The organism is Arthrobacter sp. C152 (assembly GCF_054890965.1).
The window spans coordinates 1-18,159 of record NZ_JBTZSU010000055.1; the positions used below are offsets into that span (position 1 = coordinate 1).

General features: G+C 68.4%; 14 protein-coding genes and 1 tRNA gene. 6 read left to right on the plus strand and 9 right to left on the minus strand.

Annotated elements, in window-relative coordinates:
- Positions 1-200: 200 nt before the first annotated feature.
- The 4 genes from ACYSM9_RS20865 to ACYSM9_RS20880 all read right to left on the minus strand — a co-directional run bounded on the left by ACYSM9_RS20865 (position 201) and on the right by ACYSM9_RS20880 (position 3,888).
- Positions 201-1,361 carry a globin domain-containing protein gene (locus ACYSM9_RS20865; protein WP_461858860.1) on the minus strand — a complete coding sequence of 387 codons (1,161 nt, stop codon included), beginning with the start codon at positions 1,359-1,361 and terminating at the stop codon, positions 201-203.
- A 140-nt stretch (positions 1,362-1,501) separates the two neighbouring features.
- A complete protein-coding gene (locus ACYSM9_RS20870) occupies positions 1,502-1,951 on the minus strand; it encodes an RrF2 family transcriptional regulator (protein ID WP_461858861.1) in 450 nt (149 codons plus the stop codon).
- A gap of 14 nt (positions 1,952-1,965) precedes the next feature.
- Complete coding sequence (locus ACYSM9_RS20875; protein ID WP_461858862.1) at positions 1,966-2,463, minus strand: hypothetical protein; 498 nt, start codon at positions 2,461-2,463, stop codon at positions 1,966-1,968.
- A 6-nt stretch (positions 2,464-2,469) separates the two neighbouring features.
- The gene (locus ACYSM9_RS20880; RefSeq protein ID WP_461858863.1) at positions 2,470-3,888 is read right to left on the minus strand and encodes a phosphomannomutase/phosphoglucomutase; all 1,419 of its coding nucleotides are present in this window, start codon (positions 3,886-3,888) and stop codon (positions 2,470-2,472) included.
- 165 nt (positions 3,889-4,053) lie between these two features.
- On the opposite strand from ACYSM9_RS20880, the gene ACYSM9_RS20885 reads away from it, so the two are divergent.
- Positions 4,054-6,258: a RecQ family ATP-dependent DNA helicase gene (locus ACYSM9_RS20885; RefSeq protein ID WP_461858864.1), complete on the plus strand. Its 2,205-nt coding sequence runs from the start codon at positions 4,054-4,056 to the stop codon at positions 6,256-6,258.
- Here ACYSM9_RS20885 and ACYSM9_RS20890 read toward each other — a convergent pair.
- From ACYSM9_RS20890 to ACYSM9_RS20905, 4 genes are all read right to left on the minus strand, one after another.
- Entirely contained in the window at positions 6,182-7,768 is a 1,587-nt protein-coding gene (locus ACYSM9_RS20890) for an MFS transporter (RefSeq protein ID WP_461858865.1), read from the minus strand. The two genes, ACYSM9_RS20885 and ACYSM9_RS20890, sit on opposite strands and share 77 nt — an antisense overlap.
- A gap of 152 nt (positions 7,769-7,920) precedes the next feature.
- Positions 7,921-8,009, minus strand: a tRNA-Ser gene (locus ACYSM9_RS20895).
- A 100-nt stretch (positions 8,010-8,109) separates the two neighbouring features.
- Positions 8,110-8,640 (minus strand): GNAT family N-acetyltransferase, encoded by a 531-nt coding sequence (locus tag ACYSM9_RS20900; RefSeq protein WP_461858866.1) that lies wholly within the window; start codon positions 8,638-8,640, stop codon positions 8,110-8,112.
- 5 nt (positions 8,641-8,645) lie between these two features.
- Positions 8,646-10,949 (minus strand): prolyl oligopeptidase family serine peptidase, encoded by a 2,304-nt coding sequence (locus ACYSM9_RS20905; protein WP_461858867.1) that lies wholly within the window; start codon positions 10,947-10,949, stop codon positions 8,646-8,648.
- Positions 10,950-11,032: 83 nt separating this feature from the next.
- On the opposite strand from ACYSM9_RS20905, the gene ACYSM9_RS20910 reads away from it, so the two are divergent.
- The 5 genes from ACYSM9_RS20910 (at position 11,033) to ACYSM9_RS20930 (ending at position 17,241) form a co-directional block, all read left to right on the plus strand.
- A complete protein-coding gene (locus tag ACYSM9_RS20910) occupies positions 11,033-12,979 on the plus strand; it encodes an FAD/NAD(P)-binding protein (protein ID WP_461858868.1) in 1,947 nt (648 codons plus the stop codon).
- Between the two features lie 387 nt (positions 12,980-13,366).
- On the plus strand, positions 13,367-14,458 hold the full coding sequence (locus ACYSM9_RS20915; protein WP_461858869.1) for an ABC transporter substrate-binding protein: 1,092 nt from the start codon (positions 13,367-13,369) through the stop codon (positions 14,456-14,458).
- A gap of 3 nt (positions 14,459-14,461) precedes the next feature.
- Positions 14,462-15,361: an ABC transporter ATP-binding protein gene (locus ACYSM9_RS20920; protein WP_461858870.1), complete on the plus strand. Its 900-nt coding sequence runs from the start codon at positions 14,462-14,464 to the stop codon at positions 15,359-15,361.
- Positions 15,361-16,269, plus strand: a complete 909-nt coding sequence (locus ACYSM9_RS20925) for an ABC transporter permease (RefSeq protein WP_461858871.1) — start codon at positions 15,361-15,363, stop codon at positions 16,267-16,269. The genes ACYSM9_RS20920 and ACYSM9_RS20925 overlap by 1 nt, the downstream gene beginning before the upstream one ends.
- A 48-nt stretch (positions 16,270-16,317) precedes the next feature.
- Complete coding sequence (locus ACYSM9_RS20930) at positions 16,318-17,241, plus strand: TauD/TfdA dioxygenase family protein (protein ID WP_461858872.1); 924 nt, start codon at positions 16,318-16,320, stop codon at positions 17,239-17,241.
- A gap of 69 nt (positions 17,242-17,310) precedes the next feature.
- On the opposite strand, the gene ACYSM9_RS20935 is transcribed toward ACYSM9_RS20930, so the two are convergent.
- Positions 17,311-18,096, minus strand: coding sequence for a VOC family protein (locus ACYSM9_RS20935; protein ID WP_461858873.1), 786 nt, complete (start codon positions 18,094-18,096; stop codon positions 17,311-17,313).
- Positions 18,097-18,159 lie beyond the last annotated feature (63 nt).

An 18,159-nucleotide genomic window follows, 5' to 3' on the forward strand; every position in this document is an offset into this window, starting at 1 on the left:
ACACCCATCAAGCATCCCGGCTAAACCAGCCAAGGTTTAGGAGACACGCCCTAGCCCGCGAACGCCCTAACGACGACGGCCCCGCACCTTTTCGAAAAAGGTGCGGGGCCGTCGTCGTACCCCAGCGGTTCCCATCGATTGCTCCATAACAGCCCTTTTGAGCCGTCAAAAGGGCCGGTACGGAGCAATCGATGAGTCAATCAGCTGGCCAGCCAGATGTCCGGGCCGAAGACCTCGTAGTGGATCCGGGTGGCGGGGATGCCGGCGTTGATGGCCTCGTTGCGGATGTTCTTCATGAAGGGCAGCGGGCCGCAAAGGTACAGCGAAGCGTCGGCCGGCAGGTCCACTTCACGCAGCGACATAAACCCTTCCTTGGCGCCGTCCACCGGCTTCTCCAGCCAGAGCTGCAGTTCGGCGGTGTCCAGGCGTTCGACGTCGTCCGTCATCTGGCTGCGCAGCGCCCAGCTGTCCAGGGTGCTTTCGGCGTGCAGCACCAGCACCTGGCGGTCAGAGCCGGTGTCCGCGAGCGAGCGCAGGATCGAAGCTGTGGGGGTGCAGCCGATGCCGGCCGAGGCCAGGACCACAGGGCCGTTGCCATCCTTGAGGGTGATTTCGCCGTAGGGGTTGGAGATGTCCAGGATGTCGCCCACCTGGACGGAGTTGTGCAGCACGGGGGAGACCTCGCCGCCGTCGTCCAGCTTGGTGGTGAAGCTGCGGCTGGTGCCCGCGTCGCCGGACAGGGAGTACTGCCGCACCTGCCGCAGCCCGTCCGGCAGCGTCACCTTGACGCTGATGTACTGGCCGGGAAGGGCGGGAGTCACCGGGGTGTCGTCGGCGGGCTCCAGGGTGAAGGTCATGGACCCGGTCCCCGCCGGTGTTTTTGCCGCTACCCGCCACGGCATCCACATCCGGCCGTTGGCCTGCGCCGCGTAGAGGCCCTTTTCGAGCTTGATCAGGGCGTCCGCCATGAGCCAGTAGACCTCGGTCCAGGCTTCGGCGATTTCCGGAGTGATGACCTCGGCAAGGTCTTCGGCGATCGCTGCGAACAGGTGCTCGTAAACCACCTGGTACTGCGGCTCGGTGATGCCCAGCGAAGCGTGCCGGTGGGCGATGCGGGAAAGGACAGTCTCAGGCAGGGTGCCGGGGTTGTTCACCAGGTGGGTTGCGAAGGCGGCGATGCTCCCGGCCAGGGCCTGCTGCTGGTCGCCGGAACGCTGGTTGGAGCGGCTGAACAGGCCATCCATCAGCTCGGGGTGCGCGGCGAAGAGGCGGGCGTAGAACTTGGGGGTGATGGATCCGATCCGGGAACCGACCAGCGGCAGGGTGGCCTCGATGACGGGGCGGGACTTGTCCGAGAGCATCTGTACTCCTGAGGTTATGGCCGGGGCCTTCGTCCGGCCGGAGGAAAACTCATATTTCAAATACGAGTATTTCTGCCTCAGTTCTACACCTCGTAGAAGTTGGAAATCAAACCGGGAGCCAACGCTCGGCTAGGGGCGGGCTACAGGCCCGGGCGGAGGCCGATCATCTGGAAGACGGGGGCCATCTGGCGCTCCCCGGGAAGATCCGCGATCAGCACCGAATCGAGTTCGGCATAAAAGGCCTCGCGGGCGCGGGCCAGGGCGCCGCGGAGTTTGCATTCGTTGATCAGGGGGCAGTTGCCCGCGGGGGACACGCAGTCGGCAGGATCCGCGCGCGTGTCGAGCTCGCGCAGGATCCGGCCCACGGTGGCCTGGCGTCCGGCATGGCTGAGCCGTGACCCGCCGGACCGGCCGCGGACAACGTCGATCAGCCCCATGCTCCGCAACCTCGCCATGGCCTTGCTGACGTGGTTGTAGGGCGTCCCCACGGAGTCCGCGATGCTTTGGGTGGTCATGAGCGTGCCCCCCGGGACGGCCGCCAGGACCATCAGGGCGCGAAGGCTGACATCGGCGAAGGCGTTGATTTTCATGGCGGCTGCCTGGTCTAGTCCACCCAGATGGCGGGTTCGCTGGCGTCGGCGCCCAGTTCGCCGAACTCCCAGGTCTGGGTGGCCGCGTTGGCCGCGTAGGGCAGCACTGCCGCGAACAGTGACCCGTCGCGGTGTTCTGCTGCCACATGGATGGCGTCCGAGTCCTCCTCCACCAGCAGGATGTCGCAGACCACTGCCGCTGCGCGGAAGTCGTCCCGGTTCTGCCGCAGGAGGGCATGCAGGTCGCGGATCATGGCGTCGGCATCAAAGTCCCCGTTGCTGCCCTCCGCGGCATCCGCCGGGGAGACCGCAACCAGCCGCACCTCGCCGTCGTTCTGCACTGTCAACGCGAAGGGCAGGAACCCGCCGTTGCGCTGGAGCTGCTCCTGGGCAGCGCTCACGCCCGTGCCCAGGAGGTTCTCCAGGTCCGTCGCGGTGCCCTCCGCCACGGAGCCGCGCCAGCTTTCCCGGGCTTCGCCTCCGTCAGGTACTTGTCCGGTGTCACCAGCCATGCGGTGCTAGGCCCGCACGATGTCGAGGACGCGGTCGCGGATGCGCTCCATGGTGGCGCGGTCCGTGGCCTCGGCGTTGAGCCGCAGGAACGGCTCGGTGTTGGACGGACGCAGGTTGAACCAGTAGCTGCCGTCGTTGGCCGTGAACGTGCTGCCGTCCAGGGTGTCGATGGCGAGGTCCTCGTCCGCGAAGGCCTGGCGCACGCGCTCCACCGCGGCCGGCTTGTCCTCCACCTCGGAGTTGATTTCGCCGGAGCTGACGTAGGGCTCGTATTCACGGGCCAGTTCGGACAGCGGGCCGTCCTGTTCGCCGAGGGCTGCAAGGACGTGCATGGCGGCAAGCATGCCGGTGTCGGCGTTCCAGAAGTCGCGGAAGTAGAAGTGCGCTGAGTGCTCGCCGCCGAACACGGCACCTTCCTCCGCCATGACTGCCTTGATGAAGGAGTGGCCCACGCGCGTGCGGACGGCGCGTCCGCCGTCGTGCTCCACCAGTTCGGCGACGGCGCGCGAGGTGAGCAGGTTGTGGATGATCGTGGGCTTGTCCTCGCCCTGGGCCTTGGCCCGGGCGATTTCGCGGCGGGCCACCATGCCCGTGATGGCAGACGGCGAGACCGGCTCGCCCTTTTCGTCGATGACGAAGCAGCGGTCGGCGTCGCCGTCGAAGGCCAGTCCGATGTCCGCGCCGTGCTCGATGACCGCGGCCTGCAGGTCGCGGAGGTTTTCCGGCTCCAGCGGGTTGGCGGGGTGGTTGGGGAAGGACCCGTCCAGTTCGAAGTACAGGGGGACGACGTCGAACGGCAGCTTGGGCAGCAGCGCGTCGCCCAGGACGGCGGGGGTGGTGAGCCCGGCCATGCCGTTGCCTGCATCCACGACGACCTTGAGCGGGCGGGAGGCGGAGAGGTCAACGAGCTTGCGGAGGTATTCGGAGTAGTCCTTGAGTACGTCCCGGACACTGATGGTGCCGCGCGCCCCGGCGGCGGGAATGGAGCCGCTGTTCAGGTACTGCTCGGCGAGGGCCTGGATGTCCTTGAGGCCCGTTTCGGAAGAGATGGGAACGGCGCCGGCCTTGGACATCTTGATGCCGTTGTATGCGGCAGGGTTGTGACTGGCGGTAAAGGTTGCGCCGGCGCGGTTGAGGTAACCGCAGGCGAAGTACAGTTCATCGGTGGAGATCAGGTCCAGCAGCTCAACGTTGGCGCCGCGGGCCGCCGCCCCGTTCGCGAAGGCCTTGGTGAACTCCGGCGAGGAGGGACGCATGTCACCGCCCACCACGATGGTCTGGCCTTCGAGCTGAAGGACATCCACGAACGCTGCCCCCACTGCTTCGACGATTTCGGCGGTGATCGATTCGCCCACGATCCCACGGACGTCGTAGGCCTTGAAGGATGCCGAGAGATCAAATGTCGTTGTCTGTTCGCTAGTCACGGGCTTTATCTTACGTGGGTGGCGGGAGGGCCCCGCCGGGTTTTGGGGACGCTTTCGTAACAGCTGCGGCATTTCGGCGCCCTTTGCGCTTCTCCACATGCCCGCGCTTTCCACATACGGCACTCTTCTGTGCATCCTGTCGGAGGGTGCTGGGATACTGAATCAATGGCCGATAACCAGTACGCTTCGACGATCACCGCAACAGCAGCCGCCGCCACGGGGCACCCAGGGACGCACGGGACCGGGACGCATTCCGAGGCCCTGGAGGTCCTTCGCGGCCTGGTCGGCCACCCGGAGGCGGTCTTCCATGACGGACAGTTTGAGGCGATCGAGGCCTTGGTCGACGACGGCCGCCGGGCTTTGGTGGTCCAGCGCACCGGCTGGGGCAAGTCGGCAGTGTACTTCGTTGCGTCCCTGCTCCTCCGGCGCCGGGGGCACGGCCCCACACTGATCGTCTCGCCGCTGCTTGCCCTCATGCGCGACCAGGTGGCTGCCGCCGCCCGCGCCGGGGTGCGCGCGGTCGCCATAAACTCCGCCAACCAGCTGGAATGGGACACCGTCCGGGAACAGCTGGCCGCCGACGAGGTGGATGTCCTCCTGGTCTCGCCGGAGCGGCTCACCAATCCGGCGTTCCGGGAAACCCAGCTGCCCGAACTGCTGCGGCGCACCGGCCTGCTGGTGATCGACGAAGCCCACTGCATCTCCGACTGGGGCCACGACTTCCGCCCCGATTACCGCAGGATCGCGGACCTCATTGACCGGCTGCCGGAGACCGTTCCCGTGCTGGCCACCACCGCCACCGCCAATTCCCGGGTGGTGCACGATATCGAAGAGCAACTCGGCGCCGGTGTCCTTACCATCCGGGGTTCGCTGGGCCGCGACTCTCTCCGGCTGGGTGTGCTGACCCTGCCCGATTCCAGGCAGCGGCTGGGGTGGCTGCTGACGCACCTGTCCGATCTTCCCGGCAGCGGGATCATCTACACACTGACGGTCTCGGCCGCGGAGGACACCGCCCGGCTCCTCTCCGAGGCAGGACATGACGTGCTGGCGTACACCGGCCGGACCGATCCGGCCGACCGCGAACGCGCCGAGCAGTTGCTGAAGGACAACCAGGTCAAGGCGCTGGTGGCCACCTCCGCGCTGGGCATGGGCTTCGACAAGCCCGACCTTGGCTTCGTGGTCCACCTCGGGGCGCCGTCGTCACCGGTTGCCTACTACCAGCAGGTGGGGCGTGCCGGACGTGGTGCGGCCAACGCCGACGTCCTGCTCCTGCCAGGCTCCGAAGACCGGGAGATCTGGCAGTACTTCGCCACGGCGTCGATGCCGTCGGAGGAGAAGGCCGCCGCAGTGCTGACCGCCCTGGCCGAAGCCGGAACCGCCGTGTCCACGGTGGCACTGGAAGCCCGGGTGGACCTGCGGCGCACCCCGCTGGAACTGCTGCTGAAAGTCCTGTCCGTGGACGGAGCCGTGGAGCGGGTGGGCGGCGGCTGGCGGTCCACCGGCCGGCCATGGGTTTACGACGCGGAGCGCTACCGGCGGATCGCCGAAGCCCGGGTGGATGAGCAGGACTCCATGGTGATCTACCAGGACACGGCAGGGTGCCGGATGGAGTACATCACCTCGGTCCTGGATGATGGGACGGCCCGTCCCTGCGGACGGTGCGACAACTGCGCGGGCCAATGGTTCCCGGCGGAGGTGGCTGCCGAGGCCACTGCGGCGGCCGGCCAGACGCTGAGCAGGGCGGGCGGCGTCCTGGAGCCCCGCCTGCAATGGCCCAGCGGCATGGACCGTCTGGGGGTGCCTGTGAAGGGCAGGCTCAAGCCGAACGAAAGCCTCGCTGAGGGACGCATCCTGGCACGCCTGACGGACCTGGGCTGGGGCGGGGCGCTGCGCGACCTGTTTGCCGCCGGTGCCGCGGACCGGCCAGTAGACCCGTCAATGCTCCAGGCCTGCGTGCAGGTCCTGCGGGAGTGGGGAGCCGGCGACGCCCGCAACCCCGGGTGGAGCGGTGCCGGCAGGCCGGCCGCAATTGTGGGCATGCCCTCGCGCACCAAACCGCAGCTGGTGGACTCCCTGGCACAGGGCATCTCCGGGATCGGACGCATTCCCTACCTCGGCCAGCTTCAGTTGGCCCATGGCGGGCCCACGGGCGGCCGCGGCGGCAACAGCGCCTACCGGCTTGCCGGGGTGTGGGACAGGCTGGTGGTGGGCCCCGACCTCCACGCCGCGCTGGAGTCGGCCCCGGGCCAGACAGTGATGCTGGTCGATGACCTGGCCGACAGCCGGTGGACGCTCACCGTTGCGGGGCGCGCCCTTCGGCAGGCCGGGGCGGGAGCGGTCCTTCCCCTGGTGCTTGCCCAGGCTGGGTAACTCCAGGCTGGGTAACTCCAGGGCCGCCTGCGGGGCCGGGGTCCGCGGACGCAGGGCCGCCGGGGCCCGGCTGCTGCCGCTTTCCCTGGCTGACCGCTGCTCCCGCATGGCGCGGCAGCAGGATGCTGTCGGCGGTGCTGGCCAGCATGAGGACGGCCATGGCCAGGAATGCCCCGCGGAAGGGTCCGGCCGCGTCCCCGGTCAGTGGCCCCACAGCATCGAAGGTGCCAGCGTCGAACGTGCGGATCAGCAGGGCTGCCAGGGCAATTCCCGAGCCCGTCCCCAGCTGCACGAGCGTGGCGGAGACCGTGTTGGCCGACGTCAGCTGCCGGGGCGGGATATCTGCGTACTGAACGGATGCGTACGCGGAGAAGCCGATGGACCGGAATGCGCCGCTGCACACCAGGAGGACGAACATCAGCGCCTCGGGGGTTTCGGGCGTCAGGAGGGCGCAGAGCGCAAAGGTGGCCGCCGATGCCAGGGAAGCGAACACCAGCACCGCCTTGAAGCCGAACCGCCGGATCAGCGGGGTAGTGGCCGGTTTGATGCCGATGTTTCCGATGAAGACCGCCGCCACCAGGATGCCGGCATGCAGCGGGGACCAACCGAAACCGGCCTGCAGCATGAGGGGAAGCAGGAACGGCACAGAGCTGATGGTGACGCGGTAGATGAACCCGCCGGTGGCCATGGCCCGGAACGTCCGGGTGCGGAAAACGTCGAGGTTGAACAGCGGGTTGGGCGTGCGGCGCATCCAAAGCACCGCCCCGGTGAGGGCGGCGAGGCCTGCCACTGCGCTGATCCCCGCCCAGGGTCCGTCGGGGTGGCTGCTGGCGAGCTCGAGGCCAACCACCAGCGCGCCCACGCCCAGTGTGGTCAGCACCATTCCGGGCCAGTCCAGCCGCCGGCCCGGGTCGCCCGGGGCCACGGGGACAAGCCGCAGTGCGGCGATGAACGCTGCGGCGCCCAGCGGAAGATTAATCAGGAAGATCCAGTGCCAGGACAGGTACGTGGTGAGCGCGCCGCCGACCAGGGGTGCGAGGACGGGGGCCAGGAGTCCCGGCCACACCAGGAACGCGGTGGCCCGCAGGAGATCCGATTTCGGGGTTCCGCGCAGGACCACCAGGGTCCCCACGGGAACCATCATGGCTCCGCCGGCGCCCTGGGCGATGCGGCTCAGGGTCAGGGTGGCCAGGTCCTGGCTGGCGGCGCAGCCCAGGGAAGCGAGGGTGAAGACGGCGATGGCCAGGCAGAAGACGCGGCGTGCCCCGAATCTTTCGGCAAGCCAGCCGCTGATGGGGATGCCGACGGCAACCGTCAGCAGGTACGCCGTCATGGTCACGTTGACGTCGGCCGCGGGAATGGCGAAGTCGCTGGCAATGCTGGGGATGGCGGTGGTGAGGACCGTGCCGTCCAGGAACTCCATGAAGAACGTCGCCGCCACCAGGAGCGCCAGGCGCGGGTTCCATGCCGCCCGGGTGCCGTCCCGCTGGTCCATACTGCTTGCCGCCATCTGCTAATCCTGCCACCGCGGCGACGGCGGACGCGCCCTGTGTCCGCTGATCGGACAGCGTTTTCCGGGGTGTCGGAAGGGGGCCGGCAGGGATTCGGGCGCAGTGGGGGAGGGAACGCAAAAGGCCCCGGTCCAGAGACCGGGGCCAAACGCGGAGACGGGGGGATTTGAACCCCCGGTCGAGTTTAACCCCGACCCTTCATTAGCAGTGAAGTCCATTCGGCCGCTCTGGCACGTCTCCAATTGCTATTCCTAGCCCACCAAGGATACGCAGATCCGGCCATGCAGTGCAAAACGGTCGCCCGAAAGTCCGCAGCCTTGCCGCCGGCGGTCCGGCCGGCTTACGGGCGATGCTGTTCCCCGCGGACCATGCGGATCACCGGCAGGCTTTCCCAGTCCGCCAGGATGTCCTTGGCGCCGTCCGCGTCAAATCCAAAGCGGCGGTAGAAACCGATGGCCTTATCGTTGCCGGCGGCCACCCAGAGGCTCGCCGCTTTGTCGCCCAGGGCGGCATCGAGGAGCCCGCGCCCCAGGCCCAGGCCCTGGTGCGAGGCCAGCAGGTACAGGCCCCACAGCTCCACATCCCCGGACGACGGCGGCGGGTGCCCTTCGGGCGATCCCGGCCCCGGCAGCAGCCGCACGCCGGCAAATCCCACTGGCGTCCCGCCGTCGCACGCCACCCACGCCTCCGCGGGCTGCGGCCGGTCCAGCAGCTGCCGCCAAAGCGCCAGCCGGCCCGCAGGGTCCACCGCGGCGAGGAAACCGTCCGACAGCATCCCGCGGTACGTCTCCTGCCAGCACTGGTAGTGCACCCGGGCCACCGCCTCGATGTCCCCTGCACCAGCGCGCCGGATCGATAGCCCGGATTCCACGGCCGTCAGCCCGCCAGGGCCTTCCACAGGAAGTGCTGGCTGCGGGCCTGCAGCGCCGCCGCCTGCCGGTTGTCCGAGGCGCCCGCGTGGCCCCCTTCGAGGGCCTCATGGAACCAGACGTTGGGAATGCCCATGGCCAGCATCCGGGCCGCCATCTTCCGGGCCTGGACCGGTCCCACCCTGTCGTCGGACGTCGCCGTCCAGATAAACGTTTCCGGGTACTCCACGGCGTCCTTGAGCAGGTGGTAGGGCGAAAACGTCCTGATGTACTCCCACTCCCCGGCAACGTCGGGGTCGCCGTACTCCGCGATCCACGAGTGCCCGGCCGAAAGCCGGGTGTAGCGGCGCATGTCCAGTAGGGGCACCCCGCAGGAGACCGCCCTGAACAGTTCGGGATACCGGGTGAGCATGTTCCCCACCAGAAGCCCGCCGTTCGATCCGCCCACGCAGCCGAGCCGCCGGGGCGAGGTGACCCCGCGCGAGATCAGGTCCCGCGCCACCGCCGCAAAGTCCTCGTAGGCCCTGTGCCGTTTCTCCTTCAGCGCGGCACGGTGCCAGGCCGGCCCGTACTCGCCGCCGCCGCGGATGTTGGCCACCACGTACACTCCGCCGCGCGAGTGCGGAGCCTTCCCGTCGCCCCCGTCTGACAAGGTTGTCCGCCGTTCCAGCCAGGCCCGGCCGACGGTGCCGCTGTAGGCCGGGGTACGGGAAACTTCGAACCCGCCATAGCCGGACAGCTGGGTGGGGTTCTGCCCGTCCAGGGCCAGCCCCCGCGGGGCGATCTGGAAGTACGGGACACGCGTGCCGTCGTCGGACACGGCGAAGTGCTGCTCCACTTCGTAGTCGTTGTCGGCGAAGAACGACGGCGACGTCTTCACCACTGCGTGCCGGCTCACCACGCCGGACGTCCCGGCCCGGTCCTGGGCAGCATCGTTCTGGGCAGCGTCCTCCGTCGGGCGGCCCCGCTCCAGCGTGCCCCGCATCAGGGTCGTTGGGGTGGTGAACCCGGTGGCGACCAGCCAGAAATCATCGCCGGCGCCGCCGTCCGCCGGCGCCTCGTCCTCGTCGTCCACGGCGTAGGCGTTCACGTCGTGCAGCGGCGGGCAGGCATCCAGGACCGTGGCGGCCCACGCGGAGCCATCCGCCGCGCCGCCGGCCCGTGACGGGTCGAGCACCCGGATTTCGGAGGAGACGTCCTTGAGCAGGTTGAGCAGCAGGAAATTCCGGGTCCAGCTCCAGGACTGCAGGGAGGTGGCGGCATCGGGGGTGAAGAGCACCTTGATGGCGCGGTTGCCGGCGAGGAAGTCCTCGTAGCCCGCGGCGAGCAGCGAACCTGCCGGGTAGGTGGTGCCGTCCAGCGTCCAGTCCTGCTGCGGGCGGAACAGCAGCCATTCCCGGTGCGCGTTGACGTTGACGTCCGTGGGGACGTCGATGGCCACCCAGGTTCCCGCGGGTGCCGGCCCGCCGCGCAGCACGAAGTTGGTGCGGTTGAAGAAGTCGATGTAGTCCACGGCGAAGGTGCGCTCGAAGCCGGGCGTGGAGTCGTGGGCCACCGCCGCCATCATGTGGTTTTCGGGGACCTCGAACAATACGGGAGCCCCGGCCAGCGCTTCGCCGCGCTTCAAGGTGACCGCCGTGCGGGCGTAGGAGGACGCTGTCTTGGGCAGCCCGTCGGCCGTGGAGGCGACCAGCAGGGTGTCCGCGTCCAGCCACGACACGTTGCCCTTCGCCGTCGGCAAGTCGAAGCCGCCCCGTGCCGGGTCAACGAAGCCGCGTGCCTCGACGTCGAACTCGCGGTAGCGGTTCGCGTCGCCGCCGTCGGGGGAGAGGGCAAGCAGCGCCAGGCGGTAGGGTTCGCCGGCCGCGGGCCGCCGGAAGGTGGCGCCGTGGAAGACCCACTCTTCGCCCTCGGCGGCGGAAAGCGCGTCGACGTCCAGCAGGACATCCCATTCCGGAGAGTCCGTGCAGTAGCTTTCCCACGTGGTTCGGCGCCACAGGCCCTTGGGGTTCTGCCGGTCCTTCCAGAAGTTGTAGTACCAGTCGCCGCGCTTGCCCACCATGGCGATCCGGTCGGTGGAGTCCAGGACCTCCAGGATGCTGCTTTCCAGGCCCGCGTACTCTGCGTCCTCCAGCAGGTCCTCGGTCCGGGAATTCTGCTCCCTGACCCAGGCGAGCTGTTCTTCGCCGTAGATGTCCTCGAGCCACACGTTTTCATCGACCGGTTCCGGGGCCGTCCCGGTGGAAGCGGTGCCGGACGTGTCCGGGCCGGGGCCGGGGCTGGACGCTGGATCAGCTGCAGTGGTGGTCATGCGCCCCATCCAAACAACTCCGCCAGGGGCTGGCAAGTCACGCCCGGGCGCACCCGCGGCGTTCAGCCCGTACGCTGGATGCCGTGGAAATAACGCAGAGCATCCGGGCCGTCATCATTGGCGCCGGCCCCCGCGGCACCAGCGTGCTGGAGCGGTTGCTCGCCCACCTCGCCGCGGCCAAAGCGTCCGGCCGCCGGCAGCCCCCGGTCCGGATCGACGTCGTGGACCCCTATCCGGCCGGTGCCGGGCACGTCTGGCAGCCGGGGCAGTCCCGGCTGTTCCTGATGAACACCCAGTCCTTCTACCCCACGCTGATTCCACAGGATCCCGCGCTGCCCGCACCGGTGGCCGGCACCACTTTCGACCAGTGGCGCGAACGGCAGCAGCGGGACCCGCTGCCATCCCTCACCGCGGAGGAGCTTGCCGAGCTGGCCGTGCTGCAGTCCAATGATTTCCCCAGCCGCGCGCTGTATGGCCGCTACCTCCGCTCCACCCTGGCGGACCTGCTGGACAAGGCGCCCGACGGCGTCACCATCGACTTCCACCAGACGTCCGCTGTGTCGGTGCGCCGCCTCCGGGACGGAACCTTCGACGTCGGCCTGGCCACCGGGGCGGGCCTGCGCGCAGGTTCGGTGGTGCTGGCCCTGGGGCACATCCCGTCCCGGCTGAACCCCGAACAGCGCGACCTGCAGTCCGCGGGCGACCAGCTGGGCCTGCAGTATTTTCCCCCCGCCGTGCCCGCGGATGTGGACTGGACCCGGATTCCTGCCGGCGAGCCGGTGCTGGTCCGGGGCATGGGGCTGAACTTCTTCGACACCATGGTGCAGCTGACGGAAGGCCGCGGCGGAAAGTTCGTCGCCAAGGGCAACCGGCTGGAATACGAACCATCCGGCCAGGAGCCCCGCATCGTTGCCGCTTCCCGGCGCGGAACGCCGTACCGGGCCAAGGCCGAACAGGCCGGCTACTACGCCTCCTCGCTCACCCTGCGCTACCTCACCGGGGCCGCCCTGGAACGGCTGGCCACCGCCGGGATCCGGCCCTCGTTCGACCACGACCTCTGGCCGCTCCTGCACCGCGACGCCCTCTGGGCCTATTACTCCACCCTGGTGCGCTCGCAGCCCGGCGCGGTGCCTGACGCCCCGGCGTTCCTGGCCGCCCTGGAGGAAGCCCTGCACCCGCATGCGCACAGCGCCGCCAACTGGGAGGACGGGGTGGAAAGCGTCCTGGCGGTCCACGTCGGTCCCCGGCACCGCCTGGATTTGCCGGGCCTGGCGGCACCGCTGGCCGGCCGGACATTCCCCTCCCGCGCCGTCCACGACGCCGCGGTAGTGGAGTTCCTGCTCGATGACGCCCGCCGTTCGGCGCTCGGCGAGGATGATCCGGTCAAGATGGCCATCGGCGCCCTGCACCACGGGCGTGCCGTGCTGAAGACGGCAGTGGCCGACGGCGGCATCACCGACGAATCATGGGTCGCCGGCCTGCGTGGATGGTTCGAGTCCTTCGTTGAAGGCCTGGCCAGCGGGCCGCCGGCGCTGCGGTCCGAGCAGCTCGCCGCCCTGGCCAGGGCAGGGGTGGTCAGTTTTGTGGGACCAGACCCGAAGTTCGCCGTGAACAGGAAAGCGGCGGTGTTCACCGCATCCTCGCCCTGGGTTGCCGGGCCTCCGGTCACCGCCCGGACCATGGTGGAGGCCCTGGCGCCCGGCAACCGGGTCTCGGCCAACGATTCAGCGGTCCTGGAGCAGCTGCTCGCCGACGGGCTGGTCCGGCCCCGGCTCATGATGACGGCCGAAGGCGCTCCCGTGCAGTCCACCGGCCTTGACGTGCTGCCCCATCCGTACCGCCCCGTGGCGGCCAACGGATCCGTCACGGACAACATGTACGTGCTGGGCCTGCAGCTCTCATCCACCCAATGGGGGACGGCGATCGCCGCCGAGGCCCTCCAGCCCGGCGGCCCCGCGTACCGCAGCGGCCAGCGCACCCTGCGCGACGCCGACGAGATCGCCGCCGCCATCCTGGGCGCTGCGTCATAATCGTGCCGGCGCGGAAGAAATATTCGACGCCGGCAGCCCGGCGCCTGCCCGTGCACTGGCGACATGACTTGACGAAGGCGCGTCACGGAAGGCTGGAATTCGACGGCCGGGCTGCCGCCTCGCAGCGGGATCGCCCTGGATATGTCCCCGCGCTGCGCGCGATGACCTGTTGTGACACCGGGGACGTCATCCCAGCCCATTTTATGACGCCGGGCTTCCCCGCAGGACCCTCCGCGACGCGGAAAGGCCGCAGGTAAAGGGAAATAACCCGAAATTTCCTGCCGTTTCGCGCAGTTACCAGCTCTCTTCTGCTTCGGTTCCACCTCTGTTCTAGTGGTTGCCACGAGCCAGCCGGCCCGGACCCCACGGACTGCAGAAAGACCATCCATGAAGAACCGACTCCTGCCCGCCAGAAGATTTTCCGCCGCAGGCACAGCGGCGGTTGTTGCCGCCGCCGCGGCATTCTCGCTGGTGCTGTCGGGCTGCAGCGGCACCGCCTCGGCCCAGCCCGGCGGCAACGGCGGCACCGAAGTGAAGACGATCCGCTACCAGGGTTCGCCCAACAACGTGGCGCTGCTGGAGGTGGCGGAGGACCTGGGCTACCTGGGCGACGTCAAGCTCGAGTGGGTCAGCAACACCACCAGCGGCCCGCAAAGCATCCAGTCGGTGGCCACCGGCCAGACCGATATCGGCGGGGCCTTCACCGGGGCGGTGATCAAGCTGATCGAGGCCGGTGCCCCGGTCCAGGCCGTCATCAACTACTACGGCGAGGACAAGGAAACCTTCACCGGCTACTACGTCGAGGAAGGCAGCCCCATCCGGACGCCCAGGGACCTGATCGGCAAGAAGGTCGCGGTCAACACCCTGGGCGCCCACCACGAGGCAGTGATCACCACCTACCTGAAGAACAGCGGCCTGACGCCGGAAGAAATCAAGCAGGTGCAGCTGGTGGTGGTTCCGCCGAACGAAACCGAGGTGGCGCTGCGCAAGAAGCAGGTGGACGTGGGCACCCTGGGCGGCGTGCTCCAGGACCGGGCACTGGCAGAAGGCGGCCTCCGGGCGCTGTTCACCGACGTCGGGGTCATCGGCGGACCGTTCGACGCCGGCCAGTACGTCCTGCGCACGGATTTCCTGGCGAAGAATCCGGAAACCAGCCGCACCGTGGTCACCGGCGTCGCCAAGGCGATCGAGTGGGAACGCAGCACGCCCCGGGAACAGGTGATCGCCAAATTCGAAGAGATCATCGCCAAGCGTGGCCGCAACGAAAGCACCGAGGCGCTCAAGTACTGGAAGAGCGTGGGCGTGGCGGCACCCGGCGGCCGGATCCAGGACACGGATTTCACCCGCTGGGAGGACTACCTGAAGTCCGCCGGCATCATCAGCGGCGGCCTGGACACCGGGAAGCTCTACACCAACGGGTTCAACACCCTCGACGCCGCCGCTCCCACCGCGCAATCCGCAGCACCGTCGAAAGGATAGCCAATGACCCCCAAGATCAGCCTCCGGAACGTCACCAAGGAATTCGCCGTCCGGCCGGGCAGGACGAAAGGAAGCGCCACGGGCCGGGGCACTCGCCACCAGGAGCCTTCGGTCCTCACCGCACTGGAGGACCTCAGCCTGGACGTGGGCCCCGGCGAATTCCTCACCCTCGTCGGCCCCAGCGGCTCCGGCAAAACCACCCTCCTGGACCTGCTGGCAGGTCTCTCCCGGCCCACCTCCGGAAAAGTCCTGGTGGACGGCAAGGAGGTGACAGGCCCCGGCCAGGACCGGGCGGTGGTGTTCCAGCAGTACGCACTGTTCCCGTGGCGGACGGCGTCGGCGAACGTCTCCATCGGCCTCGAAAACCGGGGATTGTCCCGGAAACAACGCGCCGAGGCGGCCTCGAAATACCTTGACCTGGTGGGCCTGGCCGGGTTCGAGGACCGGTACCCGCATGAACTGTCCGGCGGTATGAAGCAGCGCGTGGCCATCGCCAGGAGCCTCGCCTATGAGCCGGACATCCTCCTGATGGACGAGCCGTTCGCGGCCCTCGACGCCCAGACCCGCGAGCAGCTGCAGGACGAACTCCTGCGGATCTGGAAAGCCACCGGCAAGACCATCGTCTTCATCACCCACGGCATCGACGAAGCCGTGTACCTCGGCCAGCGCGTGGCGGTGCTGAGCGCCCGCCCGGGCAGGCTCAAGGAGATCGTGGAGATCACCATCCCCGACCGCGACGGCGACGCCGACGTCCGCTCGCATCCCGCCTTCGTCCAACACCGGCACCAGGTCTGGACCCTGCTCCATGACGAGGTCCGCGTGGCCCAGGACTCCGGGCACCGGAAGATCCTGCCCGACGGCACCGCACCCGACGAACAACCCCTGGAAAGGAGCGCCGCCTGATGAGCACCGTCCTGAACCGGCCCGCCGAGGCCGCGTCCGCCGTCGAACCTCCAGCCGAAACTGCTGCGGCACCGCGTCCGGACATCCAGCGCAACGAACGTACGACGGCGGCACGCCGGTTTGGTGCCGCGGCGAACCTTGCCGCGCGCGCCGCTTGGAAGTCCCTCGCCGTGCTGTTGTTCCTGGCGCTCTGGGAATTCGGCCCGCAGTACCTGGCCGCCCCGGCCACCCGCGTCTTCCTGCCGCCGCTGCACGACGTCCTGAGTGCAGCGGCGAGGCTGCTGGACACCGGGCAGCTGCAAAGCCACCTGCAGGCCAGCCTCACCAGGTCCGTCTCCGGATTCGGCGTCGCTGTGGTGTCGGCCGTGGCACTTGGACTGCTGATCGCCTGGTACGGCTGGCTGAACTCGTTCCTCAACCCGCTGCTGGAACTCTTCCGCAACACCGCCACCCTCGCCCTGCTGCCGGTGTTCACCCTCCTGCTGGGCATCGGCGAGGAATCGAAGATCACCATCGTGGCCTACGCGGCCTTCTTCCCGGTACTGCTGAACACCATCGCCGGGGTCCGGACCGTGGACCCCCTGCTGGTCCGCGCCGCACGGTCGCTGGGGCTCAACAGTTTCCGGCTGTTCCAGAAGGTCATCCTGCCCTCGGCGGTACCCACGATCTTCACCGGGATCCGGATGGCCGGCACGTCCTCCATCCTGGTGCTCATCGCCGCCGAAATGGTGGGCGCCAAAGCCGGGCTGGGGTACCTGATCGTCAACTCCCAGGCGAGCTTCCTCATCCCGGATATGTACGCCGGCATCCTCACGGTCTCCGTGCTGGGGCTGCTGGTCAACGTCCTGCTGGTGGGCCTCGAACGCCACTTCTCCCGCTGGCGCACCGCCGTCGGCGCCGGAACCTGAACGTCCGCACCAACACATCGACAAACCCAACGTGAAAGGCAAGGAACCATGACCACCATCACCGAAACGAAGCTTAAATTCACCAAGCTCGGCTCCCGCATCGGCGCCGAAATCCGCGGCCTGGACCTCAGCGCCGACCTCAGCCCTGCCACTGTGGCGCAGATCCGTGAGGCCCTCAACGTCCACAAGGCGCTGGTCTTCCGCGAAGCGAACGTCCGGACCGACGAGGACCAGGTGAAGTTCGCCGGCCACTTCGGACCACTGACCAACGCCCACCCCACCGTCGCATCGGTGGACGGAAAGCCCGCCGTGCTTCCCGTGGACAGCGAAAACGGCAGCGCCAACAACTGGCACACGGATGTCACCTTCGTGGTCAACCCGCCCCAGGCGTCCACGCTGCGCAGCATCACACTGCCGGAATACGGGGGAGAGACCCTCATCGCCTCGTCGGCCGCCGCCTACCGGGACCTGCCGGACGAACTGCGGAACTTTGCCGATACCCTGTGGGCCATCCACACCAACGATTACGACTACTCCGTGCCGAAGAACCTTGAACACGCCAACGCGGAGGAACGCCGCAAGGAGTTCACCCGGATCCACTTCGAAACCGCCCACCCCGTGGTCCGGGTCCACCCGCTGACCGGGGAGCGTGGCCTGTTCATTGGCGGTTTTGCCCAGCGGCTGCGGATCGTGGGCCTGTCCAACACCGAATCCAAGGACATCCTGCGGATCCTCCAGGCGTACATCACCCGCCCCGAGAACGTGGTCCGGGTGAACTGGGAACCCAACCAGCTGGTCCTGTTCGACAACCGCATCACCCAGCATTACGCTCCGGACAACTACGACCACCAACCGCGGAAGCTGAACCGGGTGACGATCGCCGGCGACATCCCGGTGGGTGTGGACGGACGCAGCAGCACCTCGATCAAGGGCGACTCATCCACCTACTCCGAAACCGTCGCCGTCCCCTGAGTGCATGGCAGGCAGGTGCCCTTCCGGCCATACCGGCCCGAAGGGCTGCCGCCTGCTGTCCGCCGGCTCCTACCGCTGCCCGGGTACGGGCTGGATAATCCTGAAGACGGCGCCAGTGGGATCGGCGAGCTGGGCAACCCGGCCGAAATCCGAGTCCGAGGGGCCGTCCTGCAGGGTTGCGCCCATGGCCGTGGCCCGTTCCACCGTGGCATCGGTGTCCTCCACGGCAAAGTAGACCTGCCAGTGCGAGGGAATGTCGGCGGGCAGGTACCCGGAGGCGTCCATGATGCCGGCCTGCGCCGTCATCCCGGACCCCATGGTGGTGTAGCGGAACTCCGGAGTGTCGCTCAGGACCTCGGTCTCCCAACCGAACACGTCCTTGTAGAACCGGACGGCGGCGTCGTAGTCCTTGGCGTGAAGCTCGTGCCAGGCGGCAGTTCCGGGCTCGGCCACGAGCTCGTAGCCGAGCATCTCGCGCGGCTGCCAGATGCCCACCGCGGCGCCGGTGGCATCACCGAAGATGGCCATGTGGCCCTGTTCGGGGACATCCATCGGCGGAACGAAGACCTGCCCGCCGCTGGCCTCCACGGCCTTGGCGGTGGCCTCGGCATCATCCACCCGCAGGTAGGTGGACCAGGCATCCGGCGTGCCGGCCTGTGAGTTGTCCTTCTGCATGATGCCCGCGACTGAGCGCCCGTTCTTCCTGGCCATCACGTAGCCGCCGTACTTCTCCTCGTCGCCGGTCTCGTACTCCCAGCCGAACAGGTCGGCGTAGAACCGCCGGGCGCCGGCGACGTCGGAGGTCATGAGGTCGATCCAGCAGGGTGCGCCGGGAGTGGGTACGGGGCTGGGCATGGCAGTCTCCTAGTAGTACTTTGTTAGGTTGGTGGCGCGTGCTGGCAGTAGGGGCAGCGGGCG

What these genes read in the sequence shown, in the direction of transcription:
- ACYSM9_RS20905 (WP_461858867.1), bottom strand. Translation starts at nt 10,949, where the DNA reads ATGACCACCACTGCAGCTGATCCAGCGTCCAGCCCCGGCCCCGGCCCG.
- ACYSM9_RS20930 (WP_461858872.1), top strand. Translation starts at nt 16,318, where the DNA reads ATGACCACCATCACCGAAACGAAGCTTAAATTCACCAAGCTCGGCTCC.
- ACYSM9_RS20870 (WP_461858861.1), bottom strand. Translation starts at nt 1,951, where the DNA reads ATGAAAATCAACGCCTTCGCCGATGTCAGCCTTCGCGCCCTGATGGTC.
- ACYSM9_RS20890 (WP_461858865.1), bottom strand. Translation starts at nt 7,768, where the DNA reads ATGGCGGCAAGCAGTATGGACCAGCGGGACGGCACCCGGGCGGCATGG.
- ACYSM9_RS20925 (WP_461858871.1), top strand. Translation starts at nt 15,361, where the DNA reads ATGAGCACCGTCCTGAACCGGCCCGCCGAGGCCGCGTCCGCCGTCGAA.
- ACYSM9_RS20875 (WP_461858862.1), bottom strand. Translation starts at nt 2,463, where the DNA reads ATGGCTGGTGACACCGGACAAGTACCTGACGGAGGCGAAGCCCGGGAA.
- ACYSM9_RS20935 (WP_461858873.1), bottom strand. Translation starts at nt 18,096, where the DNA reads ATGCCCAGCCCCGTACCCACTCCCGGCGCACCCTGCTGGATCGACCTC.
- ACYSM9_RS20920 (WP_461858870.1), top strand. Translation starts at nt 14,462, where the DNA reads ATGACCCCCAAGATCAGCCTCCGGAACGTCACCAAGGAATTCGCCGTC.
- ACYSM9_RS20865 (WP_461858860.1), bottom strand. Translation starts at nt 1,361, where the DNA reads ATGCTCTCGGACAAGTCCCGCCCCGTCATCGAGGCCACCCTGCCGCTG.
- ACYSM9_RS20885 (WP_461858864.1), top strand. Translation starts at nt 4,054, where the DNA reads ATGGCCGATAACCAGTACGCTTCGACGATCACCGCAACAGCAGCCGCC.
- ACYSM9_RS20915 (WP_461858869.1), top strand. Translation starts at nt 13,367, where the DNA reads ATGAAGAACCGACTCCTGCCCGCCAGAAGATTTTCCGCCGCAGGCACA.